38 protein-coding genes are annotated in these 25,854 nt (G+C 66.6%); all 38 read right to left on the minus strand.

Going from position 1 to position 25,854, the window contains the following annotated elements:
• Positions 1-47: 47 nt before the first annotated feature.
• A complete protein-coding gene (locus OHN19_RS16925; protein ID WP_330265006.1) occupies positions 48-1,469 on the minus strand; it encodes a hypothetical protein in 1,422 nt (473 codons plus the stop codon).
• Positions 1,470-1,629: 160 nt separating this feature from the next.
• Positions 1,630-2,145, minus strand: coding sequence for a 50S ribosomal protein L17 (gene rplQ, locus OHN19_RS16930; RefSeq protein ID WP_330265007.1), 516 nt, complete (start codon positions 2,143-2,145; stop codon positions 1,630-1,632).
• Positions 2,146-2,318: 173 nt separating this feature from the next.
• Positions 2,319-3,341 (minus strand): DNA-directed RNA polymerase subunit alpha, encoded by a 1,023-nt coding sequence (locus OHN19_RS16935; RefSeq protein ID WP_003966937.1) that lies wholly within the window; start codon positions 3,339-3,341, stop codon positions 2,319-2,321.
• A 146-nt stretch (positions 3,342-3,487) separates the two neighbouring features.
• Positions 3,488-3,892: a 30S ribosomal protein S11 gene (gene rpsK, locus OHN19_RS16940; protein ID WP_003956432.1), complete on the minus strand. Its 405-nt coding sequence runs from the start codon at positions 3,890-3,892 to the stop codon at positions 3,488-3,490.
• Positions 3,893-3,962: 70 nt separating this feature from the next.
• Positions 3,963-4,343 (minus strand): 30S ribosomal protein S13, encoded by a 381-nt coding sequence (gene rpsM / locus OHN19_RS16945; RefSeq protein ID WP_330265008.1) that lies wholly within the window; start codon positions 4,341-4,343, stop codon positions 3,963-3,965.
• Positions 4,344-4,536: 193 nt separating this feature from the next.
• Positions 4,537-4,650 (minus strand): 50S ribosomal protein L36, encoded by a 114-nt coding sequence (rpmJ, locus tag OHN19_RS16950; protein ID WP_003998809.1) that lies wholly within the window; start codon positions 4,648-4,650, stop codon positions 4,537-4,539.
• Positions 4,651-4,679: 29 nt separating this feature from the next.
• On the minus strand, positions 4,680-4,901 hold the full coding sequence (infA, locus tag OHN19_RS16955; protein WP_003948620.1) for a translation initiation factor IF-1: 222 nt from the start codon (positions 4,899-4,901) through the stop codon (positions 4,680-4,682).
• Positions 4,902-5,150: 249 nt separating this feature from the next.
• Positions 5,151-5,987, minus strand: a complete 837-nt coding sequence (gene map / locus OHN19_RS16960) for a type I methionyl aminopeptidase (RefSeq protein ID WP_330265009.1) — start codon at positions 5,985-5,987, stop codon at positions 5,151-5,153.
• Positions 5,988-6,130: 143 nt separating this feature from the next.
• Positions 6,131-6,793, minus strand: coding sequence for an adenylate kinase (locus tag OHN19_RS16965; RefSeq protein ID WP_330265010.1), 663 nt, complete (start codon positions 6,791-6,793; stop codon positions 6,131-6,133).
• Entirely contained in the window at positions 6,793-8,106 is a 1,314-nt protein-coding gene (secY, locus tag OHN19_RS16970) for a preprotein translocase subunit SecY (protein WP_123762511.1), read from the minus strand. The genes OHN19_RS16965 and secY overlap by 1 nt, the downstream gene beginning before the upstream one ends.
• Positions 8,107-8,282: 176 nt before the next feature.
• Positions 8,283-8,738 carry a 50S ribosomal protein L15 gene (gene rplO / locus OHN19_RS16975; protein ID WP_003974249.1) on the minus strand — a complete coding sequence of 152 codons (456 nt, stop codon included), beginning with the start codon at positions 8,736-8,738 and terminating at the stop codon, positions 8,283-8,285.
• A 2-nt stretch (positions 8,739-8,740) separates the two neighbouring features.
• Positions 8,741-8,923 (minus strand): 50S ribosomal protein L30, encoded by a 183-nt coding sequence (rpmD, locus tag OHN19_RS16980; protein ID WP_003974250.1) that lies wholly within the window; start codon positions 8,921-8,923, stop codon positions 8,741-8,743.
• Between the two features lie 2 nt (positions 8,924-8,925).
• The gene (gene rpsE / locus OHN19_RS16985) at positions 8,926-9,531 is read right to left on the minus strand and encodes a 30S ribosomal protein S5 (RefSeq protein ID WP_009190144.1); all 606 of its coding nucleotides are present in this window, start codon (positions 9,529-9,531) and stop codon (positions 8,926-8,928) included.
• 39 nt (positions 9,532-9,570) lie between these two features.
• Entirely contained in the window at positions 9,571-9,954 is a 384-nt protein-coding gene (gene rplR, locus OHN19_RS16990; RefSeq protein ID WP_030317315.1) for a 50S ribosomal protein L18, read from the minus strand.
• A 3-nt stretch (positions 9,955-9,957) separates the two neighbouring features.
• Complete coding sequence (gene rplF, locus OHN19_RS16995; protein WP_330265011.1) at positions 9,958-10,497, minus strand: 50S ribosomal protein L6; 540 nt, start codon at positions 10,495-10,497, stop codon at positions 9,958-9,960.
• 25 nt (positions 10,498-10,522) lie between these two features.
• Entirely contained in the window at positions 10,523-10,921 is a 399-nt protein-coding gene (gene rpsH, locus OHN19_RS17000; protein WP_007384075.1) for a 30S ribosomal protein S8, read from the minus strand.
• Positions 10,922-11,131: 210 nt separating this feature from the next.
• On the minus strand, positions 11,132-11,317 hold the full coding sequence (locus tag OHN19_RS17005; RefSeq protein WP_003956452.1) for a type Z 30S ribosomal protein S14: 186 nt from the start codon (positions 11,315-11,317) through the stop codon (positions 11,132-11,134).
• 5 nt (positions 11,318-11,322) lie between these two features.
• Positions 11,323-11,880, minus strand: coding sequence for a 50S ribosomal protein L5 (gene rplE / locus OHN19_RS17010; RefSeq protein WP_020135807.1), 558 nt, complete (start codon positions 11,878-11,880; stop codon positions 11,323-11,325).
• On the minus strand, positions 11,880-12,203 hold the full coding sequence (gene rplX, locus OHN19_RS17015; protein WP_003992365.1) for a 50S ribosomal protein L24: 324 nt from the start codon (positions 12,201-12,203) through the stop codon (positions 11,880-11,882). The genes rplE and rplX overlap by 1 nt, the downstream gene beginning before the upstream one ends.
• Positions 12,204-12,205: 2 nt before the next feature.
• Positions 12,206-12,574, minus strand: coding sequence for a 50S ribosomal protein L14 (gene rplN / locus OHN19_RS17020; RefSeq protein ID WP_003998823.1), 369 nt, complete (start codon positions 12,572-12,574; stop codon positions 12,206-12,208).
• A gap of 131 nt (positions 12,575-12,705) precedes the next feature.
• On the minus strand, positions 12,706-12,993 hold the full coding sequence (gene rpsQ / locus OHN19_RS17025) for a 30S ribosomal protein S17 (RefSeq protein WP_007384073.1): 288 nt from the start codon (positions 12,991-12,993) through the stop codon (positions 12,706-12,708).
• Entirely contained in the window at positions 12,993-13,217 is a 225-nt protein-coding gene (gene rpmC, locus OHN19_RS17030; protein WP_005481220.1) for a 50S ribosomal protein L29, read from the minus strand. The genes rpsQ and rpmC overlap by 1 nt, the downstream gene beginning before the upstream one ends.
• Entirely contained in the window at positions 13,217-13,636 is a 420-nt protein-coding gene (gene rplP, locus OHN19_RS17035; RefSeq protein ID WP_004927269.1) for a 50S ribosomal protein L16, read from the minus strand. Before rplP ends, rpmC begins: the two co-directional genes overlap by 1 nt.
• A 5-nt stretch (positions 13,637-13,641) precedes the next feature.
• Positions 13,642-14,466, minus strand: a complete 825-nt coding sequence (gene rpsC / locus OHN19_RS17040; RefSeq protein WP_062023386.1) for a 30S ribosomal protein S3 — start codon at positions 14,464-14,466, stop codon at positions 13,642-13,644.
• The gene (rplV, locus tag OHN19_RS17045; protein WP_003974262.1) at positions 14,466-14,813 is read right to left on the minus strand and encodes a 50S ribosomal protein L22; all 348 of its coding nucleotides are present in this window, start codon (positions 14,811-14,813) and stop codon (positions 14,466-14,468) included. The genes rpsC and rplV overlap by 1 nt, the downstream gene beginning before the upstream one ends.
• A gap of 44 nt (positions 14,814-14,857) precedes the next feature.
• Positions 14,858-15,139: a 30S ribosomal protein S19 gene (gene rpsS / locus OHN19_RS17050; protein ID WP_007384069.1), complete on the minus strand. Its 282-nt coding sequence runs from the start codon at positions 15,137-15,139 to the stop codon at positions 14,858-14,860.
• A 12-nt stretch (positions 15,140-15,151) separates the two neighbouring features.
• The gene (rplB, locus tag OHN19_RS17055) at positions 15,152-15,988 is read right to left on the minus strand and encodes a 50S ribosomal protein L2 (RefSeq protein ID WP_030039757.1); all 837 of its coding nucleotides are present in this window, start codon (positions 15,986-15,988) and stop codon (positions 15,152-15,154) included.
• 38 nt (positions 15,989-16,026) lie between these two features.
• Positions 16,027-16,446 carry a 50S ribosomal protein L23 gene (gene rplW, locus OHN19_RS17060; RefSeq protein WP_053846787.1) on the minus strand — a complete coding sequence of 140 codons (420 nt, stop codon included), beginning with the start codon at positions 16,444-16,446 and terminating at the stop codon, positions 16,027-16,029.
• The gene (gene rplD, locus OHN19_RS17065; protein WP_062023383.1) at positions 16,446-17,102 is read right to left on the minus strand and encodes a 50S ribosomal protein L4; all 657 of its coding nucleotides are present in this window, start codon (positions 17,100-17,102) and stop codon (positions 16,446-16,448) included. Before rplD ends, rplW begins: the two co-directional genes overlap by 1 nt.
• A 4-nt stretch (positions 17,103-17,106) precedes the next feature.
• Positions 17,107-17,751 (minus strand): 50S ribosomal protein L3, encoded by a 645-nt coding sequence (gene rplC, locus OHN19_RS17070; RefSeq protein WP_123762508.1) that lies wholly within the window; start codon positions 17,749-17,751, stop codon positions 17,107-17,109.
• Between the two features lie 17 nt (positions 17,752-17,768).
• Positions 17,769-18,077 carry a 30S ribosomal protein S10 gene (gene rpsJ / locus OHN19_RS17075; RefSeq protein WP_003948644.1) on the minus strand — a complete coding sequence of 103 codons (309 nt, stop codon included), beginning with the start codon at positions 18,075-18,077 and terminating at the stop codon, positions 17,769-17,771.
• A 432-nt stretch (positions 18,078-18,509) separates the two neighbouring features.
• Positions 18,510-19,337, minus strand: a complete 828-nt coding sequence (locus OHN19_RS17080; protein ID WP_330265012.1) for a hypothetical protein — start codon at positions 19,335-19,337, stop codon at positions 18,510-18,512.
• A 72-nt stretch (positions 19,338-19,409) separates the two neighbouring features.
• Positions 19,410-19,763: a hypothetical protein gene (locus OHN19_RS17085; RefSeq protein WP_330265013.1), complete on the minus strand. Its 354-nt coding sequence runs from the start codon at positions 19,761-19,763 to the stop codon at positions 19,410-19,412.
• A 76-nt stretch (positions 19,764-19,839) separates the two neighbouring features.
• Positions 19,840-21,048 (minus strand): acyltransferase, encoded by a 1,209-nt coding sequence (locus OHN19_RS17090; protein ID WP_330265014.1) that lies wholly within the window; start codon positions 21,046-21,048, stop codon positions 19,840-19,842.
• A 298-nt stretch (positions 21,049-21,346) separates the two neighbouring features.
• Complete coding sequence (gene tuf / locus OHN19_RS17095; protein WP_007384061.1) at positions 21,347-22,540, minus strand: elongation factor Tu; 1,194 nt, start codon at positions 22,538-22,540, stop codon at positions 21,347-21,349.
• A gap of 154 nt (positions 22,541-22,694) precedes the next feature.
• Positions 22,695-24,821, minus strand: a complete 2,127-nt coding sequence (gene fusA / locus OHN19_RS17100) for an elongation factor G (RefSeq protein ID WP_330265015.1) — start codon at positions 24,819-24,821, stop codon at positions 22,695-22,697.
• A gap of 39 nt (positions 24,822-24,860) precedes the next feature.
• Positions 24,861-25,331 (minus strand): 30S ribosomal protein S7, encoded by a 471-nt coding sequence (gene rpsG / locus OHN19_RS17105; protein WP_009330725.1) that lies wholly within the window; start codon positions 25,329-25,331, stop codon positions 24,861-24,863.
• A 2-nt stretch (positions 25,332-25,333) separates the two neighbouring features.
• Positions 25,334-25,705, minus strand: coding sequence for a 30S ribosomal protein S12 (rpsL, locus tag OHN19_RS17110; RefSeq protein WP_003948652.1), 372 nt, complete (start codon positions 25,703-25,705; stop codon positions 25,334-25,336).
• Positions 25,706-25,854 lie beyond the last annotated feature (149 nt).

Below are 25,854 nucleotides of genomic sequence, written 5' to 3' on the forward strand. Positions count from 1 at the left end.
ACGCGCGACGGGCCCGCCCCGAGGGCGGGCCCGTTCACCAGCACCCGTCAGTGCCAACCCCTCGGGTTCAGCACGATCTCGCCGGAGTCGTTCGCCGGATTGCCCTCGTTCGGCATCGTGTACGCGAAGAACGCCCGGCCGGTGGCGTTCCTGATCACCTGGTCGACGCGGAGCCCGAAGGTGAAGGTGCGCGAGGCGTCCTCCAGGATCGGGGTGCCGACCGAGCACAGGTAGTCGCCCTCGGCACCCTCCCAGTCCGCGGCCCGGCAGCTCTCGGGGGCCGTGGTGACCGTGGTCCCCGGGGGAAGGTCCACCCAGAACGAGATCGGCTCGCCGCCGGAGCGGATCATGGCCAGCCACGCGGGACCGTGGTTGGCGAAGCCGACGTCCACCGACACCGTCTGACCCTTGCGCGCCCGCAGCCGCTCACTGCTCAGATCCAGGTCGAAGGTGTTCTTCGTCGGGAAGTCCAGCTCCGCGTACCGGGTGTAGCCGGCCGGATCGGCGTCCGGCAGCCGCACCAGCCCCAGCTCAGGACCGGTCCCGGCCCGGTAGTCGCCCTGGGCCAGCAGGTCCGCCACCTGGTCGGCGGGCACCGCGCTGAAGGAGTAGGACAGCACGTCGTAGAGGGCGAAGCCGGCCGTCCCGACCGGGAAGGGTGTGCTCAGGCCGTAGGTCGCCCCACCGGCGAACTCGCTGTCGAAGACGCACAGCGCCGAGGACCACCCGCGCAGGTCGTCCGGGTCACGCGGGTCGTACCAGCAGTTGCCGAAGGTGCTGGGCAGGGAGACGCCCCGGGTGCCGGAGACCCGCAGCACCACGCCCTTGCCGCCCAGCCCGCCGACGTTGCGGAAGCTCAGCGGCGCCTGGAAGGTGTCCCCTGCCTTGAAGCCCTCGGGCTCGGCCAGCTGCTTCATCTGCAGCTCGGGGCCGCCGACCAGCACGTCCACGGTGTGCCCGGTGAAGGCCAGGCCCTCTCCGACGGCCGTGACCTCGATGGTGCCGACATCGCCCGCGGCGCTCTCGTCGTTGACGTCGAGTCTGATGCCGCCCAGGTCGTTGTAGTCCGCGCCGGCGTAGATCTCGTAGCCGCGGCAGGTGGCGACCAGCCCCTCGACGGAGCAGCCCTGCCAGCCACCGAGCCGGGAGAAGTTCACGGAGGCGACGCCGGCCAGCGAGCTCGCGTCCACGGTGACCGTGTACTCACCCTGGTGGATCGGATAGATGACCCCGTTCTCGTCCGGCACCGGCTCGCCCGGCGCCCGGAGCCCGAGCTCGATCTGCGGCTCACCCGGCTCCCCGGGCTCCCCGGGCTCGGGATGCAGCGAGAGGTTCACGCTGTCGGTCCCGGTCACGGAGACCGGCAGCGGCTCCTCCTGGGCATGGGCAGGACCGGCGAGCGCGCCGGCGGCCAGGGCGGCCAGCGCGAGAGCGGTTACGGTACGCCGCACGGCGGCGAGAGTGGTCATGGAACCCCCCGTGACTCGGACACCAGGCGCACCGGACCGGCGACGCCGTATGCATGACCTGTGAGTCCGCTGTGAGGTTGCACTCCCTTTGCGCCACAACGCGAACGGGCCCGCTCCTCGAAAGGAACGGGCCCGCGATCACCCTGGGGGCGCAGAACGCTTACGCGTCCTTCGACTCCTCGGCCGGAGCCTCGGCGTCGGCCTCGTCGGCCTTGGTCGTGTCGACCTTGGTCTCCTCAGCGACCGGAGCGGTCTCGGCGTCCTTGGCGGCACGCTTGGTGGCGGCCTCGGCCTCGCCGGTGGCCTCCTGCGCGACCGTCAGCGCCTCGACCAGCTCGATGACAGCCATGGGCGCGTTGTCGCCACGACGGTTACCGATCTTGGTGATCCGGGTGTAGCCACCCGGACGGTTCTCGTAGCGCGGGCCGATCTCGGTGAAGAGCGTGTGGACGACGCTCTTGTCCGTGATCACCTGGAGCACCTGACGGCGGTTGTGAAGGTCGCCCTTCTTGCCCTTGGTGATCAGACGCTCGGCGTACGGACGCAGCTTGCGCGCCTTCGCCTCGGTGGTGGTGATACGGCCGTGCTCGAAGAGGCTCTTCGCGAGGTTCGCGAGGAGCAGCTTCTCGTGCGCGGCACTGCCGCCCAGACGGGCACCCTTGGTGGGCTTCGGCATGGTGTTTCTCCTAGGTGTCTGCCCCGGCCGTACTAGGTACCGGAGTCAGTATCTGAGCAGACGGTCGCCTGTCAGAGATCCAGGCCCCCGAAGGGGCCTGGAAGGGGCGCGGGGAACTGCGCGACAAGCCACAGCGCACCCGCACCCGAGTACGGACCTGTCGGCCCGAGCTCTTAGTACTGCTCGGTCTCGACGAACCCGGCGTCCGCGTCGTCGTCGGCACCGAAGGCGTCCGCGGCGGCGGTCGGGTCGAATCCGGGCGGGCTGTCCTTGAGCGCCAGGCCCATGCCGGCCAGCTTCGCCTTGACCTCGTCGATCGACTTCGCACCGAAGTTGCGGATGTCGAGCAGGTCGGCCTCGGAACGAGCCACGAGCTCACCCACGGAGTGGATGCCCTCGCGCTTGAGGCAGTTGTAGGAGCGGACCGTCAGCTCGAGCTCCTCGATCGGGAGCGCGAGGTCGGCAGCCAGCGCCGCGTCCGTCGGGGACGGGCCCATGTCGATGCCCTCGGCGTCGATGTTGAGCTCGCGGGCCAGACCGAACAGCTCGACCAGCGTCTTACCGGCGGAGGCCATCGCGTCACGCGGACGCATCGCCTGCTTGGTCTCGACGTCGACGATCAGCTTGTCGAAGTCGGTGCGCTGCTCGACACGGGTCGCCTCGACCTTGTACGTGACCTTGAGCACCGGGCTGTAGATGGAGTCGACCGGGATACGGCCGATCTCCTGGCCCACCTGCTTGTTCTGCACGGCGGAGACGTAACCGCGGCCACGCTCGACCGTCAGCTCCATCTCCAGCTTGCCCTTGCCGTTGAGCGTGGCGAGGACCAGGTCGGGGTTGTGCACCTCGACACCGGCCGGGGGCGCGATGTCGGCGGCGGTGACCAGACCCGGGCCCTGCTTGCGCAGGTACATCACGACCGGCTCGTCGTGCTCCGAGGAGACGACCAGCTGCTTGATGTTGAGGATCAGGTCGGTGACGTCCTCCTTGACGCCCGGCACGGTGGTGAACTCGTGCAGGACGCCGTCGATGCGGATGCTGGTGACAGCAGCGCCGGGGATCGACGACAGGAGGGTGCGGCGGAGGGAGTTGCCGAGGGTGTAGCCGAAGCCCGGCTCCAGCGGCTCGATCACGAACCGGGAGCGGAACTCGTCGACGACCTCTTCGGTCAACGAGGGACGCTGAGCGATCAGCATGTGAATCCTTCAGTTCAGGGGCACCCACTATTTGATGCCCTGAGGTCACCAGGCGGAGCCTGATGGTGTTACGTCAAGGGTACGGGCGGCACGACTCTTACGAGCCGTACCGCCCGGAACCGAGCCTGCGCGAAGCAGCCTGCGCGTCAGACGCGACGACGCTTCGGCGGACGGCAGCCGTTGTGCGGGGTCGGGGTGACGTCCTGGATGGAGCCGACCTCGAGGCCCGTGGCCTGGAGCGAGCGGATCGCGGTCTCACGACCGGAACCCGGGCCCTTCACGAACACGTCGACCTTGCGCATGCCGTGCTCCTGCGCGCGACGGGCAGCCGACTCGGCGGCCATCTGCGCGGCGAACGGCGTGGACTTCCGGGAGCCCTTGAAGCCGACGTGGCCGGCGGAGGCCCAGGAGATCACGTTGCCGGACGGGTCCGTGATGGAGACGATCGTGTTGTTGAACGTGCTCTTGATGTGCGCGTGGCCGTGAGCGACGTTCTTCTTTTCCTTGCGGCGCACCTTCTTGGCAGCGCCCTGACGACCCTTGGGGGGCATCTACAAACTCCTACGGGGAGGTGGTCGGTCCTACAGCGAAGACCGCTGATGAAGCGTTGTCCGCTGAGGACTACTTCTTGCCCGGCTTCTTCTTGCCGGCGATGGCGCGACGCGGGCCCTTGCGGGTGCGGGCGTTCGTGCTGGTGCGCTGACCACGGACGGGCAGACCACGGCGGTGGCGCAGACCCTGGTAGCAGCCGATCTCGACCTTGCGGCGGATGTCGGCCTGGATCTCGCGACGGAGGTCACCCTCGGTCTTGATGTTGTTGTCGACGTACTCGCGGATCGCGACGAGCTGCTCTTCGCTCAGGTCACGAACACGGGTGTTCGGGTCGATACCCGTCTCCGCCAGCGTCTTCTGCGAAAGAGTCCGGCCGATGCCGAACACGTAGGTCAGGGCGACCTCCACGCGCTTTTCGCGCGGGATGTCAACACCGGAAACGCGTGCCATTCAATGGCTCCAGTTGATCTTCGGAGGTCTGACGCAGAACCGGCTCCCGACCGCCGTACCAGGTACGAATCGGGTCCTCGGCCTCCGAACCGAGGGTGTCAGGCGTGCACTGGCCGCCCGGGTTCCGCGTATTTACATATTCAGCTCGCGTCGCGCGAATCTCTGCGGAAGCAGAAGGTGAGGCCTGTTGCGATTAACCCTGGCGCTGCTTGTGGCGCGGGTTCTCGCAGATGACCATGACCCGACCGTGACGGCGGATCACCCTGCACTTGTCGCAGATCTTCTTGACGCTCGGCTTGACCTTCATGGGACTGAGGTTCTCCGAGTCAGAGGGATCTACTTGTACCGGTAGACGATCCGGCCACGGGTCAGGTCGTACGGAGACAGCTCCACCACGACCCGGTCGTCAGGGAGGATACGGATGTAGTGCATCCGCATCTTGCCGCTGATGTGTGCCAGGACCTGGTGGCCGTTCTGGAGCTCGACCTTGAACATGGCGTTCGGAAGAGACTCGACGACAGTGCCCTCGATCTCGATGGCACCTTGCTTCTTGGCCACGCTTCGCCCTTCGAATCGACTACCTTGATCGACTCCCGCCAACGCATGAAGACATGCGGGCGCACGAGAGTCGACGAGTCAGTCTACGTCAGCACCCCGAGAAAGACGAATCGAGGATGCATGCCCCGAGAGAGAGATCCTTATGCACGCCGGGCGGCGCGGACACCCAGGGGCGCGGGGCTGTGTCGATATGCGGCTCCGCCGCGCGGGCGCGACCAGCCACAGCCGCGCCCGCAGACGGCATACGACCTAAGCAAGCGGATCCGGCGCCGCAACAACCCCATGCTCCGCAAGCTTCGCCTTACCACCATCCGGAGCCGTGAGCACCAAAGGACCAGCCTCCGTCAACGCCACCGAGTGCTCCCAGTGCGAAGACCACGTCCCGTCCGTCGTGATGACCGTCCAGTCGTCCGGCAGGACCTCCGTCTTCGGCGTCCCCAAGGACACCATCGGCTCGATCGCCAGGCAGAACCCCGGCACCAGCTTCGGCCCCTTCCCCCGCCGCCGGTCCACGTAGTTCAGCAGGTGCGGATCCATGTGCATCTCGGTGCCGATGCCGTGGCCGCCGTAGTCCTCGATGATCCCGTACCGCCCGCCGCCGGGCTTCGGCTGCCGCCGGATGTACGTCTCGATGGCCCGGGAGACGTCGACCAGCCGGTTCCCCTGCTTCATCGCCGCGATGCCGGCCCACATGGACTCCTCGGTCACCCGGGAGAGCTCGATCAGCTCCGGGGCGTGACCCGAGCCGACGAAGGCGGTGTACGCCGCGTCCCCGTGCCAGCCGTCGATGATCGCGCCGCAGTCGATGGAGATGATGTCGCCGTCCTTGAGGACGACCTCGTCGGACGGGATGCCGTGGACGACGACCTCGTTCACGGACGTGCAGATCGTCGCCGGGAAGCCGCCGTACCCCAGGAAGTTCGGCTTGGCGTTGTGCTCCGCGAGGACCTTGCGCGCGACCTGGTCGAGATCCCTGGTCGTGGCCCCGGGCACGGCGGCCTCGCGGGTCGCCGCGTGGATGGCGGCGACGACCAGCCCCGCCTCACGCATCTTGGCGATCTGCTCGGGGTTCTTGATCTGCACCATGCTGCGGGGGCCTTTCTCGGACCGGGAAAAACGGGGGGACGGGTAAGGGGACGGGCGCCTTCAACGATACGTGCACCCACGCAGCAGCCGCGGCCCCCCGGAGGGGAACCGCGGCTGTCGTACGGGAAGTACGGGAAGAACCGCTACGCGGCGTGGTCCTCGCGCTTGAGGGCCTCCATCGCGCGGCCGGTGACGTCCTCCACCTTGCCGAGCGCCGAGATCGTGACCACCAGGCCCTGGGCCTTGTAGTAGTCGATGATCGGCTCGGTCTGGGTGTGGTAGACCTCCAGCCGCTTGCGGACCGTGTCCTCGGAGTCGTCGTCACGCTGGTACAGCTCGCCGCCGCAGACGTCGCAGACGCCGTCCTGCTTGGGCGCCTTGTACGACACGTGGAAGACGTGCGCCGAGTCGTTGCGGCAGATGCGGCGGCCGGCGATGCGCTTGACGACCTCCTCCTCGGGGACCTCGAGGTCCAGCACCGCGTCCAGCTTCATGCCCTCGGTCTGCAGCATCTCGTCGAGCGACTCGGCCTGCGAGACGTTGCGCGGGAAGCCGTCGAGCAGGAAGCCGTTTTCGGCGTCCGGCTGCTCCATGCGGTCCTTGGCCATCCCGATGGTGACCTCGTCCGGAACCAGGTTGCCCGCGTCCATGTAGGACTTCGCGAGCTTGCCGAGGTCCGTCTGCTGGCTGATGTTGGCGCGGAACAGGTCGCCCGTGGAGATGTGCGGGATCGACAGGTTCGAGGCGAGGAACGCGGCCTGCGTTCCCTTGCCGGCACCCGGCGGCCCGACGAGGACGATACGCATCAGCGGAGGAACCCTTCGTAATTGCGCTGCTGGAGCTGGCTCTCGATCTGCTTCACCGTCTCGAGACCGACACCCACGATGATCAGGATGCTGGTCCCGCCGAACGGGAAGTTCTGGCTTGCCCCGAAGCCGACCAACGCCATCGTTGGCACAAGAGCGATCAGACCCAAGTACAGCGAACCCGGCCAGGTGATCCGGTTGAGTACGTAGCTGAGGTACTCAGCGGTCGGTCGGCCAGCCCGGATGCCCGGGATGAAGCCACCATACTTCTTCATGTTGTCGGCGACTTCCTCGGGGTTGAAGGAGATCGCCACGTAGAAGAACGCGAAGAACACGATGAGCAGGAAGTAAAGGGTGATGTAGATCGGGTGGTCGCCCTTGACGAGGTTGGCCTCGATCCAGGTCTTCCAGCCCGAGTTCCCGCTCGAGAACTGCGCGATCAGAGCCGGGATGTAGAGCAGCGACGACGCGAAGATGACGGGAATCACACCGGCCTGGTTGACCTTCAGCGGGATGTACGTCGACGTACCGCCGTAGGACCGGCGGCCGATCATGCGCTTCGCGTACTGCACGGGGATACGGCGCTGGGCCTGCTCGACGAAGACCACCAGGCCGACCATGACCAGGCCGACGAGGATGACGGTGCCGAACTCGATCCAGCCGTCGGCCAGGGTGCCCGACTTCTTGATGGCCCACAGCGCGGACGGGAAGGTGGCGGCGATCGAGATGAACATCAGGATCGACATGCCGTTGCCGATGCCGCGGTCGGTGATGAGCTCACCGAGCCACATGACGACGGCCGTACCGGCGGTCATCGTGATGACCATGACGATCGTGGTGAAGATCGCGCGGTCCGGGACGATGCTCGACGCGACGGTGCAGCCGGAGAAGAGCGCGCCGCTGCGGGCGGTGGCGACCAGTCCGGTGCCCTGCAGGATGGCGAGCGCCACCGTCAGGTAACGGGTGTACTGCGTGATCTTCGCCGTACCGGCCTGGCCCTCCTTCTTGAGGGCTTCCAGGCGCGGGATGACCACGGTGAGCAGCTGGAGAATGATGCTCGCCGTGATGTACGGCATGATGCCGAGCGCGAAGACCGTGATCTGCAGCAGTGCGCCGCCGCTGAACATGTTGACCAGACCGAAGAGTCCCTGGTTTCCGGACGCCTGGTCCACGCACTCCTGGACGGACTTGTAGTCCACGCCAGGGATCGGAATGTGGGTACCCACGCGGTACACCACGATGATGGCGAGCGTGAAGAGCAGCTTCTTGCGCAGGTCGGGCGTCCTGAACGCCCGGGCGAACGCGGTGAGCACGGTGCCTCCTGCGACCCCCGCGCTACTGCGTCAAGGGTGACGGTCTTGAGGTTCGACGAATATGTGGGAAAGCAGTGCAGGCCACCTTACCGGCGACACAGCCCGCCGTGGAACGACCAACCGGGGATACCCCGTTGTGAGGTATCCCCGGTGGGTACTGCTTTACGTCATCGCGCTCAGACGAGCTCGGTGACCGTGCCGCCGGCGGCGGTGATCTTCTCCTTGGCGGAGCCGGAGACGGCATCGACCGTCACCTGCAGCGCCACGGAGATCTCGCCCTGGCCGAGGACCTTGACGAGGCTGTTCTTGCGAACGGCACCCTTGGCCACCAGACCCTCGACGGTGACCTCGCCACCCTCGGGGTAGAGCGCGGCCAGCTTGTCGAGGTTCACGACCTGGAACTCGGTCTTGAACGGGTTCTTGAAGCCCTTCAGCTTCGGGAGACGCATGTGGAGGGGCATCTGCCCACCCTCGAAGCGCTCCGGAACCTGGTAGCGGGCCTTCGTGCCCTTGGTACCACGACCGGCCGTCTTACCCTTCGACGCCTCACCACGACCCACACGGGTCTTGGCGGTCTTGGCGCCCGGGGCGGGACGGAGGTTGTGGATCTTGAGCGGGTTGTTCTCCGCCATGATCAGTCGACCTCCTCGACCGTCACGAGGTGGCGGACGGTGTGCACCATGCCGCGGAACTCGGGGCGGTCCTCCTTGACGACCTGCGTGTTGATGCCCTTGAGACCAAGGGAGCGCAGGGTGTCACGGTGGTTCTGCTTGCTGCCGATGTAGGACTTGACCTGCGTAATCTTGAGCTGCGCCATGATTACGCACCCGCCCCGGCACGCGCACGGAGAAGAGCCGCGGGAGCGACGTCCTCGAGCGGCAGACCACGGCGGGCCGCGATCTCCTCGGGACGCTGCAGACCCTTCAGGGCCTCCACGGTCGCGTGCACGATGTTGATCGCGTTGTCGGAGCCGAGCGACTTCGACAGCACGTCGTGGATACCGGCGCACTCGAGCACGGCACGCACCGGACCACCGGCGATAACACCGGTACCGGGCGACGCGGGCTTCAGGAGCACGACGCCGGCAGCCTTCTCACCCTGGATGGGGTGCGGGATGGTGCCCTGGATACGGGGGACCTTGAAGAAGTGCTTCTTGGCCTCCTCAACACCCTTGGCGATGGCGGCCGGCACCTCCTTGGCCTTGCCGTAACCGACACCCACGGTGCCGTCACCGTCGCCCACCACGACCAGCGCGGTGAAGCTGAAGCGACGACCACCCTTCACAACCTTGGCGACGCGGTTGATCGCGACAACGCGCTCAACGTACGCGGTCTTCTCGGCGGCAGCAGCGCCGCCGTCACGGCCCTTCCGGTCCCGCCGCTCGCCGCCACCGGCACCGCCACCGCGGCGCTGGGGTCCAGCCATTGGAATTACCTCTCTCTTTTTCCGCTAGCTACGAACGGCTCAGAACTTCAAGCCGGCTTCGCGGGCGGCGTCCGCCAGGGCGGCGATGCGCCCGGCGTACTGGTTGCCACCACGGTCGAACACGACAGCCTCGACACCGGCGGCCTTGGCGCGCTCGGCGACCAGGGCACCGACCTGCTTGGCCTGCGCCGACTTGTCGCCCTCGCCACCGCGCACCGTGGTGTCCAGGGTGGACGCCGACGCCAGGGTGTGACCCTTGATGTCGTCGATCACCTGGGCCACGATGTGGCGGTTGGAGCGGGTAACGACCAGACGGGGACGCTCCGCCGTACCGGAGATCCGCTTGCGGATCCGGATGTGACGGCGCTTGATCGCGGCGCGCTTGTAGGCGTCGCCCTTCAGGATCTTCTGTCCGTATGCCATGGCTTACTTACCCGCCTTTCCGACCTTGCGGCGGATGACTTCGCCCTCGTACTTGACACCCTTGGCCTTGTACGGGTCGGGCTTGCGCAGCTTGCGGATGTTGGCCGCAACCTCGCCGACCTTCTGCTTGTCGATGCCCTCGACCGAGAACCGGGTGGGGGCCTCCACCTTGAAGGTGATGCCCTCGGGGGCCTCGACGGTGATCGGGTGGCTGTAGCCGAGAGCGAACTCGAGGTTCGAACCCTTGGCCTGCACGCGGTAACCGACACCGCTGATCTCGAGCTTCTTCACGTAACCCTGGGTCACGCCGGTGATCATGTTCGCCACCAGCGTGCGGGACAGGCCGTGCAGGGCCTTGTTCTGACGCTCGTCGTTGGGGCGGGTGACGTTGAGAACGCCGTCCTCACCCTTGACGATGTCGATCGGCGCAGCGACGGTGTGGGTCAGTTCGCCCTTGGGGCCCTTGACCGAGACCGTACGGCCGTCGATGGTGACGTCCACGCCGGCGGGAACCGTGATGGGGAGCTTGCCAATACGCGACATAGCTGTTTCCTCCGATTCCTTTCCGCTACCAGACGTAGGCGAGAACTTCTCCGCCTACGCCCTTCTTGCCGGCCTGCTTGTCGGTCAGGAGACCGTGCGACGTGGAGATGATCGCCACGCCGAGGCCACCGAGGACCTTGGGCAGGTTGGTGGACTTCGCGTACACCCGGAGACCGGGCTTGGAGATCCGCTTGATGCCCGCGATGGAGCGCTCACGGTTCGGGCCGAACTTCAGCTCGAGGACGAGGTTCTTGCCGACCTCGGCGTCCTCGACCTTCCAGCCCGTGATGAAGCCCTCCTGCTGGAGGATCTCCGCGATGTGCGACTTGATCTTGGACGCCGGCATCGTCACGGAGTCGTGGTATGCCGAGTTCGCGTTCCGCAGACGCGTAAGCATGTCTGCGATCGGATCAGTCATGGTCATGAATTGGCCTTCGGCCTCTCTCGCCGGGGTTTCCAGGTGCCCATCCCTCTCCTCGATCCGAGACGAGGCGGGTGCGGTGCGGTGGACCTACGGCGTAGTAAGTCGTACGGGCGTCAGGGCGCCCAACCCTCCTAGCCTAAGCCATGGAGGGGTGGGCCCCTGACCAAACCCTTTGCTTACCGAGAGCTTCAGGTAACCCCAACTAGGGGATTACCAGGAGCTCTTGGTCACGCCCGGCAGCTCGCCACGGTGAGCCATCTCACGAAGGCACACGCGGCAGAGGCCGAACTTGCGGTACACGGAGTGCGGACGGCCGCAGCGCTGGCAGCGGGTGTACGCACGCACACCGAACTTGGGCTTGCGAGCAGCCTTGGCAATCAGAGCCTTCTTCGCCATCTCGCTCACGCCTCCTTGAAGGGGAAGCCGAGGTGACGAAGGAGCGCGCGGCCCTCAGCGTCGTTGGTCGCCGTGGTCACCACGGTGATGTCCATGCCCCGGGTACGGTCGATCTTGTCCTGGTCGATCTCGTGGAACATGACCTGCTCGGTGAGACCGAAGGTGTAGTTGCCACGGCCGTCGAACTGCTTGGGGGACAGACCACGGAAGTCGCGGATGCGCGGCAGCGCGAGCGACAGGGTGCGGTCCAGGAACTCCCACATGCGGTCGCCACGGAGCGTGACGTGGGCACCGATCGGCTGGCCCTCACGCAGCTTGAACTGCGCGATGGACTTGCGGGCCTTGGTGACGGCCGGCTTCTGACCGGTGATCGTGGTGAGGTCGCGGATGGCGCCCTCGATCAGCTTGGAGTCGCGGGCGGCGTCGCCCACACCCATGTTGACCACGATCTTGACGAGGCCGGGGATCTGCATGACGTTCTCGTACTTGAACTCGTCACGCAGCTTGCCCGCGATCTCCTCGCGGTACTTCGTCTTGAGACGCGGAGTCGTGGTGGTAGCCATCAGATGTCCTCACCCGTCCGCTTGGCAACGCGGATCTTGTTGCCCTCGTCGTCGAAGCGGTAACCGACACGCGTGACGACCTTGTTGCCGTCCTTCTCCACGACCAGCTGGACGTTGGAGACGTGGATCGGGGCCTCGGTCGTGACGATGCCGCCGGCCTGCGAACCGCGAGCGGTCGGACCGGCCTTGGTGTGCTTCTTGACCCGGTTGACACCCTCGACCAGGACGCGGTCCTCGCGGGGGAAGGCCGCGATGACCTTGCCCTGCTTGCCCTTGTCCTTACCGGTGATGACCTGGACCAGGTCGCCCTTCTTGATCTTCATGCTTACAGCACCTCCGGAGCCAGCGAGATGATCTTCATGAACTTCTTCTCGCGCAGCTCACGCCCGACCGGGCCGAAGATGCGGGTGCCGCGAGGGTCGCCGTCGTTCTTCAGAATGACGGCGGCGTTCTCGTCGAAGCGGATGTACGAGCCGTCCGGACGGCGGCGCTCCTTGACGGTGCGAACGATGACCGCCTTGACGACGTCACCCTTCTTCACGTTGCCACCGGGGATCGCGTCCTTGACGGTGGCGACGATGACGTCACCGATGCCCGCGTAGCGGCGACCGGAGCCACCGAGCACACGGATGCAAAGGATCTCCTTCGCACCAGTGTTGTCGGCGACACGCAGTCGCGACTCCTGCTGGATCACGTCTATCTCCTGTTTGTCTGCCGGTTCCCCGGGCGGGTGTGCAAGTTACACACCCGCCCGGAGCCTGGCGGAACTGTCCTGCGGGATGATCCCCGCAGGCGTACTTATTGGAATTCCCTTGCGGGAATTACCTACTTGGCCTTCTCGAGGATCTCGACGACGCGCCAGCGCTTGGTCGCCGACAGCGGGCGGGTCTCCGCGAGGAGGACCCGGTCGCCGACGCCGGCAGCGTTCTGCTCGTCGTGCGCCTTGAGCTTGTTGGTACGGCGGATGACCTTGCCGTACAGCGCGTGCTTGACGCGGTCCTCGACGGCGACGACGACGGTCTTGTCCATCTTGTCGCTGACGACGAGACCCTCACGGGTCTTGCGGAAGCCGCGGGCCTCTGCAGTCTGCTCAGTCACGTTGCTCTCACTCATCAGGCGCTCTCCACCGTCTCGATGCCCAGCTCGCGCTCACGCATCAGGGTGTAGATCCGCGCGATGTCCTTACGGACGGCCTTGAGCCGACCGTGGTTCTCGAGCTGACCGGTCGCCGCCTGGAAGCGGAGGTTGAACAGCTCTTCCTTGGCTTCGCGGAGCTTGTTCAGCAGCTCCTCGTCACCCAGTTCGCGCAGCTCGGACGCCTTGGTACCGGCCGACATCACGCTTCACCTGCCTCGCGCTTGACGATCCGGCACTTCATCGGCAGCTTGTGCGCTGCGCGAGTCAGGGCCTCACGGGCGATCTTCTCGTTGGGGTAGGACAGCTCGAACATGACCCGGCCCGGGTGCACGTTCGCGATCCACCACTCGGGAGAACCCTTACCGGAACCCATGCGGGTCTCGGCGGGCTTCTTCGTGAGCGGGCGGTCCGGGTAGATGTTGATCCAGACCTTGCCGCCACGCTTGATGTGGCGGGTCATCGCGATACGGGCCGCCTCGATCTGGCGGTTGGTCACGTACGCCGGCGTGAGGGCCTGAATGCCGTACTCGCCGAACGCGACCGTCGTACCGCCCTTGGCCTGACCACGGCGCTTCGGGTGGTGCTGCTTGCGGTGCTTGACCCTACGGGGGATCAGCATGTCGGTCAGGCCTCCGTTCCGGTGCTCTCAGCCGGAGCGGCGGCGGGGGCCTCGGCCTTGGGGGCCTCGGCGCCGGCAGCCTGCTGCGGCTTGCGACCGCGCCGCTCGCCACCACGGCCACCACGGGCCGGGCGGTCGGCACCGCCACCGCGAGCCGGGCGGTTACCCGCACGGGCGGCAGCGTTCTCGGCGCGGACCTCGGCGATGTTCTTGACGTCGCCCTTGTAGATCCAGACCTTCACACCGATGCGGCCGAAGGTCGTCTTGGCCTCGAAGAAGCCGTAGTCCACGTTCGCGCGGAGCGTGTGCAGGGGCACGCGGCCCTCGCGGTAGAACTCCGAGCGGGACATCTCGGCGCCACCGAGGCGGCCACCGCACTGGATCTTGATGCCCTTGGCGCCGGCCTTCATCGCCGACTGCATGCTCTTACGCATGGCGCGGCGGAAGGAGACGCGGGAGGAGAGCTGCTCGGCGACGGCCTGGGCAACCAGCTGAGCGTCGGTCTCGGGGTTCTTGACCTCGAGGATGTTCAGCTGGACCTGCTTGCCCGTGAGCTTCTCGAGGTCACCGCGGATGCGGTCGGCCTCGGCGCCACGGCGGCCGATGACGATGCCCGGACGAGCGGTGTGGATGTCCACACGCACACGGTCACGGGTGCGCTCGATCTCCACCTTCGAGATGCCGGCGCGCTCCATGCCGGACGTCATCATCCGACGGATGGCGACGTCTTCCTTGACGTAGTCCTTGTACAGCTTGTCGGCGTACCACCGGGACTTGAAGTCCGTGGTGACACCGAGCCGGAACCCATGCGGGTTAACCTTCTGGCCCATTACCGGGTTCCTTCCTTGCTGCTGACGACCACGGTGATGTGGCTGGTCCGCTTGCGGATCCGGTAGGCACGGCCCTGGGCGCGCGGCCGGAACCGCTTCAGGGTCGGGCCCTCGTCGACGTACGCCTCGGAGATGAAGAGGCTGTCGGCGTCGGTGTGGTCGTAGTTGTGCGCGGCGTTGGCGATGGCGCTGTCGAGCACCTTGCCGACGGGCACTGAGGCGGCCTGCGGAGCGAATCGCAGGACCGCCTGAGCCTCCGTGGCGTCCATGCCACGGATAAGGTCCACCACGCGGCGGGCCTTCATGGGCGTAACGCGGATGTACCGCGCCTGGGCCCTGGCTTCCATGGTTGTCCCTCTCAGTTACTTACGTGTCTGAATGCGATCCGCGTTTAGCGGCGCTTCGACTTCCGGTCGTCCTTGACGTGACCCCGGAAGGTGCGCGTCGGCGAGAACTCGCCGAGCTTGTGGCCGACCATCGACTCGGTGACGAACACCGGGATGTGGGTCTTGCCGTTGTGCACCGCGATCGTGTGGCCGAGCATGGCCGGGACGATCATCGAGCGACGGGACCAGGTCTTGATGACGTTCTTGGAACCGGCTTCGTTCTGGGCGTCCACCTTCTTGATCAGGTGGTCGTCGACGAAGGGCCCCTTCTTGAGACTGCGCGGCATCTAAACCCGCTCCTAGCGCTTCTTGTTCGTCTTGCGGCGGCGGACGATGTACTTGTTCGAAGCCTTCTTCGGCGAACGAGTACGACCCTCCTTCTGACCCCAGGGGCTGACCGGGTGGCGACCACCGGAGGTCTTGCCCTCACCACCACCGTGCGGGTGGTCAACCGGGTTCATCGCCACACCGCGAACGGTCGGACGGACGCCCAGCCAGCGCTTGCGGCCGGCCTTGCCCCAGTTGATGTTGCTCTGCTCGGCGTTGCCGACCTCGCCGACCGTGGCGCGGCAGCGCTGGTCGACCAGGCGGATCTCGCCGGACGGCATGCGGAGGTGGGCCATGGTGCCCTCCTTCGCGAGCAGCTGCACCGAGGCACCGGCGGAGCGGGCGAACTTGGCGCCGCCACCGGGACGGATCTCGATCGCGTGGATCGTGGTACCGACCGGGATGTTGCGGAGCGCCAGGTTGTTGCCCGGCTTGATGTCGGCCCCGGGACCGTTCTCGACGCGGTCACCCTGCTGCAGGTTGCGCGGGGCGAGGATGTAGCGCTTCTCGCCGTCCGCGTAGTGCAGCAGCGCGATGCGCGCGGTGCGGTTGGGGTCGTACTCGATGTGCGCGACCTTCGCCGGCACGCCGTCCTTGTCATGGCGACGGAAGTCGATGACACGGTAGGCGCGCTTGTGTCCGCCACCCTGGTGGCGAACGGTCACACGACCGGCGTTGTTACGGCCGCCCTTGCTGTGCAGGGGGCGGACCAGCGACTTCTCCGGCGTGGACCGCGTGACCTCGACGAAGTCGGCGACGCTGGAGCCGCGACGGCCCGGCGTAGTCGGCTTGTACTTGCGGATTCCCATTTCTCAGTCCTCGTCCGATATCGGACGATCCGACCCGCTTACGCGGTCGGACCGCCGAAGATGTCGATACGGTCGCCCTCGGCAAGGGTCACGATCGCGCGCTTGCTGTCGGCACGCTTGCCGAAGCCGGTGCGGGTCCGCTTGCGCTTGCCCTGGCGGTTGATCGTGTTGACCCCGGTGACCTTGACCGAGAAGACCGCCTGGACGGCCTGCTTGATCTGGGTCTTGTTGGCGCCGGGGGCCACGATGAACGTGTACTTGCCCTCGTCGAGAAGCGCGTAGCTCTTCTCGGACACGACCGGCTTCAGCAGGACGTCACGGGGGTCCGTGAAGGCCTTGCTCGCCGGCGTGACGACGGTGTTCTTGCCCTCGGCGGCGTGGCGGCGCGCCTTGGCGACGCGCGCGGCCTTGGCGGCCTTCGCAGCCTTGGAGGCGATGCTCGGGTGACGCGTAGCCATCAGGCCTCGCTCCCTTCGGTGTCGTTGGCCTTCGGGCCGGACACGAAGGACTCGAAGGCGGCCTGGGTGAAGACCACGTCGTCCGAGACGAGAACGTCGTACGTGTTCAGCTGGCCCGGCTCCAGGATGTGGACCTGGGGCAGGTTGCGGGCGGACAGCCACGAGGCCTCGTCGGCACGGTCGACGACCAGGAGCAGGTTCTTGCGCTCCGAGATCTTGCCGAACAGCGACTTGGCGGCCTTCGTGGAGGGGGTCGCGCCCTCGACCACGCCGGAGACGACGTGGATGCGGTTGTGGCGGGCCCGGTCGGTGAGGGCGTGGCGCAGGGCCGCGGCCTTCATCTTCTTCGGGGTCCGCTGCGAGTAGTCACGCGGCACGGGGCCGTGGACGACGCCACCGCCGGCGAACTGCGGCGCACGGGTCGAACCCTGGCGGGCGCGGCCGGTGCCCTTCTGGCGGTACGGCTTCTTGCCGCCACCACGGACCTCGCCACGCGTCTTGGTCTTGTGCGTGCCCTGGCGGGCAGCGGCCAGCTGCGCGACGACGACCTGGTGGATCAGCGGGATGCTGACCTTCTCGACGTCGAAGATCTCGGCCGGGAGCTCGACGGTCCCGGCGGTGTCGCCGGAGGGCGACAGAATGTCAATGGTGCTCATATCCTCAGGCCCCCTTGGCCGCGGTGCGGACCAGGACGAGGCCGCCGTTCGGACCAGGAACCGCGCCCTTGATGAGCAGCAGGCCCTTCTCCGCGTCAACGGCGTGAACGGTCAGGTTCTGGGTGGTGACCCGCTCGTTGCCCATACGACCCGCCATGCGGAGGCCCTTGAACACGCGGCCCGGGGTGGCGCAGCCACCGATGGAACCGGGCGAGCGGTGCTTGCGCTGGGTGCCGTGACCGGCGCCGAGGCCCTTGAAGTTGTGACGCTTCATGACACCGGCGAAGCCCTTGCCCTTGCTCTTGCCGGTCACGTCGACCTTGATGCCGGCCTCGAAGACCTCGGCGGTGATTTCCTGACCGAGCGTGTACTCGGCGGCATCGGCCGTCCGGATCTCGACGAGGTGGCGACGGGGCGTGACATCGGCCTTGGCGAAGTGACCCTTGAGGGGCTTGTTCACCTTGCGGGGGTCGATCTCGCCGAACGCGATCTGGACGGACTCGTAGCCGTCGACGTCGTTCGTACGGACCTGGGTCACGACATTGGGGCCGGCCTTGACGACGGTGACCGGAACAACACGGTTGTTCTCGTCCCACACCTGCGTCATGCCGAGCTTCTCGCCCAGGATGCCCTTGATCTGCTTAGCCATCGTTCAGATCACCGGCCTCAGAGCTTGATCTCGATGTCGACACCGGCCGGGAGGTCGAGTCGCATCAGAGAGTCAACGGTCTTGGGGGTCGGGTCGAGGATGTCGATCAGGCGCTTGTGCGTGCGCATCTCGAAGTGCTCGCGCGAGTCCTTGTACTTGTGCGGCGACTTGATGACGCAGTACACGTTCTTCTCAGTGGGCAGCGGCACCGGGCCCGCGACCGACGCACCAGTGCGGGTCACCGTCTCGACGATCTTCTTCGCCGAGGAGTCGATGACCTCGTGGTCGTAGGCCTTGAGCCGGATGCGGATCTTCTGTCCCGCCATGGCTACTCAGTAGTCCTGTCTCTTCTACAGCTCTGGAACCCGGTGTCCTTTGACTTCCTCCGACCCACGCGGTCGGGCGTGTCGCCCTCCCGCTGACACAGATGTCCCTTGTTCGAACATCCCTTGCCTTGGGAAAGAGGTTCACCGGGTGCCTGGCCAGTGCCGCACCACACTTCCCGGAAGATTCCCGTACGTCCGCCCCAGCGCTGCCTTACGGCAGTTAGGGCGACGAGTACTGTGGGACTCGCTTCCGGTCCCCCCGGCGGGAGGCGCGCAGCATCAACACTCGACCGAGCAACCCCGCTAGTCTGCCATACGGGGCACGGGCGTGGCCAATCGAGCCGGAGACAATACCCCGAGAGTGACGCAGGTCAAACACAGGTCCTGTCTCCGGCCCGCCGCGGTGCCGCTCAGCTCCCCGTGAGGGGCGCGTCAGCGCACGTCCACGTGATCCCCGCCGCTCGTCGTCGCCCCCGTCGTGTCGTTCCCCCCGTACGCCCACCGCCACGTCCCGTCCTTCGAGGCGGTGACCGTGGTCTTCAGGGCGCCGGTGCTGCTCGTCGTGACCTTCTTGACCGTGACGAAGGAGCTGGTGCCCGTCTCGCGGAACTGGAGGCTGACCGAACGGCCGCCGTAGCCGCCGTACTTCTTGGTCGCCCAGTCCGCCCGGGTGAGCTTGCCGGTGACGGTGATCTTCTTGCCCTTGACGACCGGCTCCGGCGAGGCGTTCACGGTGACCTTCGCCGCCCGCTTCAGCCGGACGGTGAGGGACCGGGTCTCGTACTCCTCGGCCAGGAGGCTGCCGTTGGCCCTGAACAGACGCAGGGCCACCGCGGTCTTCCAGGTAGTGGCGTCACCGTTGGAGTCGACGTGCTCCTGGCTCGGGTGGGGGTCGATGTAGAGGGACCCCTCGCACTCGGCCACCTTGTCGCTCTGCTCGTAGCAGGTGTATCCGCCCGGACCGATGAAGTTGTCCCCGGTGCTGGTCGCGTGCTTCAGGACACCCCGGTAGATGAAGGGGTACGCGTCGTAGCGGAACGGGTCGCTCGTGCTGTACCCGGACGGCAGGGTGATCGTGAAGCTGATGGACGGCTCGACCGGCTTCGAGGTACCGACGACGATCGGCTTGCCCTTGTTGATCACGATGTCGGACACCTTGATCCCGGTGTCCTGGGCCTGGGCCGCCGGGGCGTTCAGGAGGGTGAGGGCCAGCGCCCCCACGAGCGCGACCCCGGTGGCCGTACGTCTGCCAGTGGTCATTACCACCTCTTTCGTGGTGCGGGAAAGAAGCGGGCAGACTATCCCATGACCTGCACATGACTCTCACATGGGTTACGGCCACTCCACCAGCGCCGCGAACACGACATACACCACCGGCACCATCACCGGTGCCGCCAGCGCCAGCCCCACCCGGCGGGCCGTGTTGCGGCGTTCCCACGGCAGGGCCCAGCCGGCGGCCAGGAGGAACAGGGCGAGGCCCAGGCCCCCGAGCAGCACCGGGAAGGCGATGCCGAAGCTCGATGCGAAGCGGTCGGCCTCGGGGGCGGCGCAGGAGTCGCACGCCATCACGGAGAGCCCGCCGAAGACATAGGCGAGCACACAGGCGGGCAGCGTCAGGAGCGTCGAGATCAGCGGGGCGACCCAGGCACCGGTCGCGCGGTCGTCGTCGAGCGTGAGGTCCGGCATGGGTCCATCACAGCGCGCGGGCGCACGCGGCCGCATGAGCGTTCGTACTCAGAAAGCACGGTCGCCGTACGGACGTTCAGGCCCCCGCGTTCCGCAACCGCGCGAACGACGTGTCCAGCCCCCGCTTCAGCAGCCGCGCCACCGGGCGCTCCACGTACCGGTGCACCAGCCAGCTCAGCAGCAGGAACCCGGCGATGACGGCGAGGACCAGCAGGCGGGCGTCTATGGTGTCGCGCAGGCGGTTGATGACCGTCGTACCGGCCGCGTAGTGCGTCAGGTACAGCGGATACGTCAGTGCGCCCGCCGTCACCAGCCACTTCCAGCGGATCCGGTCCGTGGCGCCGAGGGCGATGGCCACCATGGCCAGCAGGAAGACCGTGAAGATCAGAACACTCCCCCGCCAGCCCGACACATGCTCGACCTCGTCGATCCGGATGCCCAGTTCGCGCTGGCCCATCAGCCAGGCCATCGCGAGGACGCCCCACAGCAGCAGGTCCTGGCCGAAGCGGTGCATCAGGTACAGGGCGAGGCCCGCGATGAAGTACCAGGCGCCCTCGGGGTTCGCGACCAGTTCCAGCAGCGGCAGCTTCGAGATCGGGGCCAGCATCGCCGCGGCGCCCCACACACAGCAGAAGACGACGACCTTGCGGTAGGTCAGACCGCTCCACACGACCACCAGGAAGAGGAGGTAGAAGCGGAGCTCGGACCAGAGGGTCCAGTAGACGCCGTCGACGTTCATGACGCCCGAACCGGACTGGAGCATCGTGATGTTGAGGAGCACGTCCCGCAGGCGCAGGCGGTCCCAGACGCCGGGCAGCAGCGTCAGTACCGCGGTGGTGAACGCGACGGCGAACCAGTACGCGGGGTACAGCCGGATCACCCGCGAGGTGAAGAACTGCCTCGGACTGCGGCCCCAGCACGACATGCAGATCACGAAGCCGCTGATCACGAAGAAGATCTCGACGCCGATCCAGCCGTAGGAGGCGAACCGGAAGACCGTCGGCATGATGTCGGACACGGGGCGGTCCCAGATGCGGTTGCCGGGCTGGTCGACGCGGTGGGTGCCCGCGTAGTGGTGCACGGCGACCATGAGCGCGGCCAGGAGCCGGATGCCGTCGATGGCGTAGAGCCGACGGCCGGCGCGGTCGCGTACGGCGGGCTGCCGCGCGGCGTGCGCGGGCTGTCCCGGCGGGACGGGAGCGGCGAGCGGCGGAAGCGGCTGCTGGAGCCCGCCGACGACCCGTCGCGGTATCGACCTTCTGCTCTCCGCGTCCTGCATCGACACCTGCGGGTCCGTCCGTCCTCGCGAGGGGAATCCCGGGCCGGGAGTGGCCACCGGACAGCTCACGCTACGACCCTCACAACCACCCCACAGCGACCAGACAGGAACATTCGGGACAGCCCCGACGGGGAGTTGGCCGAAGTCTCGGAAAAGCGTCCCGCAGAGTTCGCCGACTCTTCACCGGCGCCGCATGCGACCGGGACAAGCGAAGGGGCCCGTACGACCGAAGTCGTACGGGCCCCTTCAGAGACCTACAAGTCCAGAGACCTACGGGTCTCGGAGACCTACCGGGTCAGAAAGATCAGGCGGTGATCTTGGTGACCTGGCCGGCGCCGACCGTCCGGCCACCCTCACGGATGGCGAACTTCAGGCCCTCTTCCATGGCGACGGGCTGGATGAGCTCCACCTTCATCTCGGTGTTGTCACCCGGCATGACCATCTCGGTGCCCTCGGGGAGGGTCACGACGCCGGTCACGTCCGTCGTACGGAAGTAGAACTGCGGACGGTAGTTGTTGAAGAACGGCGTGTGGCGGCCACCCTCGTCCTTGGAGAGGATGTAGGCCTGGGCCTCGAACTGGGTGTGCGGCGTGACCGAACCCGGCTTGATGATGACCTGGCCGCGCTCGACGTCCTCGCGCTTGATGCCACGGAGGAGCAGACCGACGTTCTCACCGGCCTGGCCCTCGTCGAGCAGCTTGCGGAACATCTCGATGCCGGTGACCGTGGTGGTGGTCTTCTCGGTCTTGATGCCGATGATGTCGACGGTCTCGTTGACCTTGAGGACACCACGCTCGATACGACCGGTGACGACGGTGCCACGACCGGTGATCGTGAAGACGTCCTCGATCGGCATCAGGAACGGCTTGTCGACGTCACGCTCGGGCTGCGGGATCGCCTCGTCGACGGCGGCCATCAGGTCCAGGACCGACTGGCCCCACTCCTTGTCGCCCTCGAGCGCCTTGAGCGCCGAGACCTTGACGACGGGAACGTCGTCGCCCGGGAACTCGTACTCGGAGAGGAGCTCACGCACCTCGAGCTCGACGAGCTCCAGGATCTCCTCGTCGTCCACCATGTCGGCCTTGTTCAGGGCGACGACGATGTACGGAACGCCGACCTGGCGGGCCAGGAGCACGTGCTCCTTGGTCTGCGGCATCGGGCCGTCGGTGGCGGCGACCACGAGGATGGCGCCGTCCATCTGCGCCGCACCCGTGATCATGTTCTTGATGTAGTCCGCGTGACCGGGGCAGTCGACGTGGGCGTAGTGACGCGTCTCGGTCTGGTACTCGACGTGCGCGATGGAGATGGTGATACCGCGCTGGCGCTCCTCGGGAGCCTTGTCGATCTGGTCGAAGGCCGAGGCCTCGTTCAGGTCCGGGTACGCGTCGTGCAGCACCTTGGTAATGGCGGCCGTGAGGGTCGTCTTACCGTGGTCGATGTGACCGATGGTGCCGATGTTGACGTGGGGCTTAGTCCGCTCGAACTTCGCCTTCGCCACGGGGTCCTCCTGTGGAGTGGTTCTGAACGCCTTGCTTCATCGGCGCCAGGTGATCTTTGCTGGAAAGCCTCGGCCCGGGGGCACTCCCCCACAAACGCGGGTGAATGCCCCTCCGGGCTCCGGAGTCAAGCCTAAAGCGTGCGAACGCGGTGCGTTACTCGCCCTTGGCCTTCGCGATGATCTCCTCGGCGACGTTCCGCGGAACCTCGGCGTAGGAGTCGAACTGCATCGAGTAGCTCGCGCGACCCGACGTCTTGCTGCGGAGGTCTCCGACGTAGCCGAACATCTCCGAGAGGGGCACGAGGCCCTTCACGACGCGGGCACCGGCCCGCTCCTCCATGGCCTGGATCTGACCACGGCGGGAGTTGATGTCGCCGATGACCTCACCCATGTAGTCCTCGGGCGTGGTGACCTCGACGGCCATCATCGGCTCAAGGAGCACAGGGCTCGCCTTGCGCGCGGCCTCCTTGAAGGCCTGCGAGCCGGCGATCTTGAACGCGAGCTCGGAGGAGTCGACCTCGTGGTAGGCACCGTCGAGAAGCGTGACGCGGACGCCCGTCATCTCGTACCCGGCGAGGATGCCGAACTGCATGGCCTCCTGCGCACCGGCGTCCACCGAAGGGATGTACTCCTTCGGGATACGGCCACCGGTCACCTTGTTCACGAACTCGTACGAGGCGTCGCCGCCCTCGATCGGCTCGATCGCGATCTGCACCTTGGCGAACTGGCCGGTACCACCAGTCTGCTTCTTGTGCGTGTAGTCGACGCGCTCGACGGCCTTGCGGATCGTCTCGCGGTACGCGACCTGCGGCTTGCCGACGTTGGCCTCGACCTTGAACTCACGGCGCATACGGTCGACCAGCACCTCGAGGTGCAGCTCGCCCATACCACCGATGATGGTCTGGCCGGTCTCCTCGTCCGAGTGGACCTGGAAGGAGGGGTCCTCCTCCGCGAGACGCTGGATGGCGACACCCAGCTTCTCCTGGTCACCCTTGGACTTGGGCTCGATGGCGACCTGGATGACCGGCGCCGGGAAGTCCATGGACTCCAGGATCACCGGCTGCTTGTCGTCGGACAGCGTCTCACCGGTGGTGGTCTGCTTCAGGCCCATGACGGCGACGATGTCGCCGGCGCCCACCGACTCGATCTCCTCACGCTTGTTCGCGTGCATGCGGTAGATCTTGCCGATGCGCTCCTTCTTGCCCTTGACGGAGTTCAGCACCGCGGTGCCGGACTCCAGGCGACCGGAGTAGATCCGGACGAAGGTGAGCTTGCCGAGGTGCGGGTCGCTCATGATCTTGAACGCCAGCGCGGACAGCGGCTCCTCGTCGGACGGCTTGCGCTTGACGACGACCTCGGGGTCCTTGACGTCGTGGCCCTCGATGGCCTCGACGTCGAGCGGGGTCGGCAGGTAGCGCACGACCGCGTCGAGCAGGGGCTGGACGCCCTTGTTCTTGAACGCGGTGCCACAGAACACCGGGGTGACCGTGGTGTCCTTGGACTTGCCGGACGCGATGGTGATGCGACGGATCGCGGCGTACAGCTGCTCCACGGTGGGCTCCTCGCCCTCCAGGTACAGCTCCATGATCTCTTCGTCGTTCTCCGCGACGGCCTCGATGAGCTTGCCGCGGTACTCCTCGGCAGCCTCGGTGTGCGTGGCCGGGATGTCGACGGTGTCGTACATCTCGCCCTTGGCCGCCTCGGCGGACCAGACGAGCGCCTTCATGGTGACGAGGTCGACGACACCCTTGAAGTCGGCCTCGGCGCCGATCGGCAGCTGCATGACCAGCGGCTGGGCGCCCAGACGGTCCGAGATCATGTCCACGCAGCGGTGGAACTCGGCGCCGGTACGGTCCAGCTTGTTGACGAAGCAGATGCGGGGCACGCCGTAACGGTCGGCCTGGCGCCACACCGTCTCGGACTGCGGCTCCACGCCGGCAACGCCGTCGAACACGGTCACGGCACCGTCGAGAACGCGGAGCGAACGCTCCACCTCGACGGTGAAGTCCACGTGACCCGGGGTGTCGATGATGTTGATGGTGTGGTCGACACCCTCAAGCGGCCAGTGACAGGTGGTGGCAGCAGAGGTGATCGTGATGCCACGCTCCTGCTCCTGCTCCATCCAGTCCATGGTGGCGGCGCCGTCGTGGACCTCACCGATCTTGTACGAAACGCCGGTGTAGAACAGGATCCGCTCGGTGGTGGTCGTCTTGCCCGCGTCGATGTGGGCCATGATCCCGATGTTGCGGACCCTGGCCAGGTCAAGCGAAGTGGTAGCCATAAGGCTTCAGTCTTCTCTCGGTCTCGATGGGGTCTGCGACTACCAGCGGTAGTGCGCGAAGGCCTTGTTGGACTCGGCCATCTTGTGCGTGTCCTCGCGCTTCTTGACGGCCGCACCGAGGCCGTTCGAAGCGTCGAGAAGCTCGTTGAGCAGACGCTCGGTCATGGTCTTCTCGCGACGGGCGCGGGAGTAACCGACCAGCCAGCGCAGCGCCAGGGTGTTGGCGCGGCCGGGCTTGACCTCGACCGGCACCTGGTAGGTGGCGCCACCGACACGGCGGGACTTGACCTCGAGGGTCGGCTTGATGTTCTCGAGAGCGCGCTTGAGCGTGATGACCGGGTCGTTGCCGGTCTTGTCGCGCAGGCCCTCCATGGCGCCGTAAACGATCCGCTCGGCAGTCGAGCGCTTGCCGTTCAGCAGCACCTTGTTGATCAGGGAGGTCACCAGAGGAGAACCGTAGACCGGGTCGATGATGACCGGGCGCTTCGGGGCGGGGCCCTTACGAGGCATTCTTACTTCTCCTTCTTGGCGCCGTAGCGGCTGCGGGCCTGCTTGCGGTTCTTGACACCCTGGGTGTCGAGCGAGCCGCGGATGATCTTGTAGCGAACACCCGGCAGGTCCTTCACACGGCCGCCGCGCACGAGCACGATGGAGTGCTCCTGCAGGTTGTGTCCCTCACCCGGAATGTAAGCGGTGACCTCGATCCCGCTGGTCAGACGCACACGCGCGACCTTACGCAGGGCCGAGTTCGGCTTCTTCGGGGTGGTCGTGAACACACGCGTGCAGACGCCACGACGCTGAGGGGAACCCTCGAGTGCGGGCGTCTTGTTCTTCTCGACCTTGTCCTGCCGGCCCTTACGGACCAGCTGCTGGATCGTAGGCACTACTTCTCCGGTTTCTGTGTGCCGATGGGTACAGCTAACCTGGAACGTCGCCGACCCACGCGGTCGGGTGTGTCGAATCCGGCGGACTCCCGCCGCAAGGCGAAAAGAGCACAGATTACGGTGGCCGCTTGCGGCTCCCCTAGTGCGGT

It is taken from the genome of Streptomyces griseorubiginosus (assembly GCF_036345115.1).
In the GTDB taxonomy this organism is placed as follows: Bacteria; Actinomycetota; Actinomycetes; order Streptomycetales; family Streptomycetaceae; genus Streptomyces; species Streptomyces griseorubiginosus_C.

What these genes read in the sequence shown, in the direction of transcription:
- OHN19_RS16925 (WP_330265006.1), bottom strand. Translation starts at nt 1,469, where the DNA reads ATGACCACTCTCGCCGCCGTGCGGCGTACCGTAACCGCTCTCGCGCTG.
- rplQ (WP_330265007.1), bottom strand. Translation starts at nt 2,145, where the DNA reads ATGCCGAAGCCCACCAAGGGTGCCCGTCTGGGCGGCAGTGCCGCGCAC.
- OHN19_RS16935 (WP_003966937.1), bottom strand. Translation starts at nt 3,341, where the DNA reads ATGCTGATCGCTCAGCGTCCCTCGTTGACCGAAGAGGTCGTCGACGAG.
- rpsK (WP_003956432.1), bottom strand. Translation starts at nt 3,892, where the DNA reads ATGCCCCCCAAGGGTCGTCAGGGCGCTGCCAAGAAGGTGCGCCGCAAG.
- rpsM (WP_330265008.1), bottom strand. Translation starts at nt 4,343, where the DNA reads ATGGCACGCGTTTCCGGTGTTGACATCCCGCGCGAAAAGCGCGTGGAG.
- rpmJ (WP_003998809.1), bottom strand. Translation starts at nt 4,650, where the DNA reads ATGAAGGTCAAGCCGAGCGTCAAGAAGATCTGCGACAAGTGCAGGGTG.
- map (WP_330265009.1), bottom strand. Translation starts at nt 5,987, where the DNA reads ATGGTGCAGATCAAGAACCCCGAGCAGATCGCCAAGATGCGTGAGGCG.
- OHN19_RS16965 (WP_330265010.1), bottom strand. Translation starts at nt 6,793, where the DNA reads ATGCGTATCGTCCTCGTCGGGCCGCCGGGTGCCGGCAAGGGAACGCAG.
- rplO (WP_003974249.1), bottom strand. Translation starts at nt 8,738, where the DNA reads ATGGCGGAGAACAACCCGCTCAAGATCCACAACCTCCGTCCCGCCCCG.
- rpmD (WP_003974250.1), bottom strand. Translation starts at nt 8,923, where the DNA reads ATGGCGCAGCTCAAGATTACGCAGGTCAAGTCCTACATCGGCAGCAAG.
- rpsE (WP_009190144.1), bottom strand. Translation starts at nt 9,531, where the DNA reads ATGGCTGGACCCCAGCGCCGCGGTGGCGGTGCCGGTGGCGGCGAGCGG.
- rplR (WP_030317315.1), bottom strand. Translation starts at nt 9,954, where the DNA reads ATGGCATACGGACAGAAGATCCTGAAGGGCGACGCCTACAAGCGCGCC.
- rplF (WP_330265011.1), bottom strand. Translation starts at nt 10,497, where the DNA reads ATGTCGCGTATTGGCAAGCTCCCCATCACGGTTCCCGCCGGCGTGGAC.
- rpsH (WP_007384075.1), bottom strand. Translation starts at nt 10,921, where the DNA reads ATGACCATGACTGATCCGATCGCAGACATGCTTACGCGTCTGCGGAAC.
- OHN19_RS17005 (WP_003956452.1), bottom strand. Translation starts at nt 11,317, where the DNA reads ATGGCGAAGAAGGCTCTGATTGCCAAGGCTGCTCGCAAGCCCAAGTTC.
- rplE (WP_020135807.1), bottom strand. Translation starts at nt 11,880, where the DNA reads ATGGCTACCACCACGACTCCGCGTCTCAAGACGAAGTACCGCGAGGAG.
- rplX (WP_003992365.1), bottom strand. Translation starts at nt 12,203, where the DNA reads ATGAAGATCAAGAAGGGCGACCTGGTCCAGGTCATCACCGGTAAGGAC.
- rpsQ (WP_007384073.1), bottom strand. Translation starts at nt 12,993, where the DNA reads ATGAGTGAGAGCAACGTGACTGAGCAGACTGCAGAGGCCCGCGGCTTC.
- rpmC (WP_005481220.1), bottom strand. Translation starts at nt 13,217, where the DNA reads ATGTCGGCCGGTACCAAGGCGTCCGAGCTGCGCGAACTGGGTGACGAG.
- rplP (WP_004927269.1), bottom strand. Translation starts at nt 13,636, where the DNA reads ATGCTGATCCCCCGTAGGGTCAAGCACCGCAAGCAGCACCACCCGAAG.
- rpsC (WP_062023386.1), bottom strand. Translation starts at nt 14,466, where the DNA reads ATGGGCCAGAAGGTTAACCCGCATGGGTTCCGGCTCGGTGTCACCACG.
- rplV (WP_003974262.1), bottom strand. Translation starts at nt 14,813, where the DNA reads ATGGAAGCCAGGGCCCAGGCGCGGTACATCCGCGTTACGCCCATGAAG.
- rpsS (WP_007384069.1), bottom strand. Translation starts at nt 15,139, where the DNA reads ATGCCGCGCAGTCTCAAGAAGGGGCCCTTCGTCGACGACCACCTGATC.
- rplB (WP_030039757.1), bottom strand. Translation starts at nt 15,988, where the DNA reads ATGGGAATCCGCAAGTACAAGCCGACTACGCCGGGCCGTCGCGGCTCC.
- rplW (WP_053846787.1), bottom strand. Translation starts at nt 16,446, where the DNA reads ATGGCTACGCGTCACCCGAGCATCGCCTCCAAGGCTGCGAAGGCCGCC.
- rplD (WP_062023383.1), bottom strand. Translation starts at nt 17,102, where the DNA reads ATGAGCACCATTGACATTCTGTCGCCCTCCGGCGACACCGCCGGGACC.
- rplC (WP_123762508.1), bottom strand. Translation starts at nt 17,751, where the DNA reads ATGGCTAAGCAGATCAAGGGCATCCTGGGCGAGAAGCTCGGCATGACG.
- rpsJ (WP_003948644.1), bottom strand. Translation starts at nt 18,077, where the DNA reads ATGGCGGGACAGAAGATCCGCATCCGGCTCAAGGCCTACGACCACGAG.
- OHN19_RS17080 (WP_330265012.1), bottom strand. Translation starts at nt 19,337, where the DNA reads ATGACCACTGGCAGACGTACGGCCACCGGGGTCGCGCTCGTGGGGGCG.
- OHN19_RS17085 (WP_330265013.1), bottom strand. Translation starts at nt 19,763, where the DNA reads ATGCCGGACCTCACGCTCGACGACGACCGCGCGACCGGTGCCTGGGTC.
- fusA (WP_330265015.1), bottom strand. Translation starts at nt 24,821, where the DNA reads ATGGCTACCACTTCGCTTGACCTGGCCAGGGTCCGCAACATCGGGATC.
- rpsG (WP_009330725.1), bottom strand. Translation starts at nt 25,331, where the DNA reads ATGCCTCGTAAGGGCCCCGCCCCGAAGCGCCCGGTCATCATCGACCCG.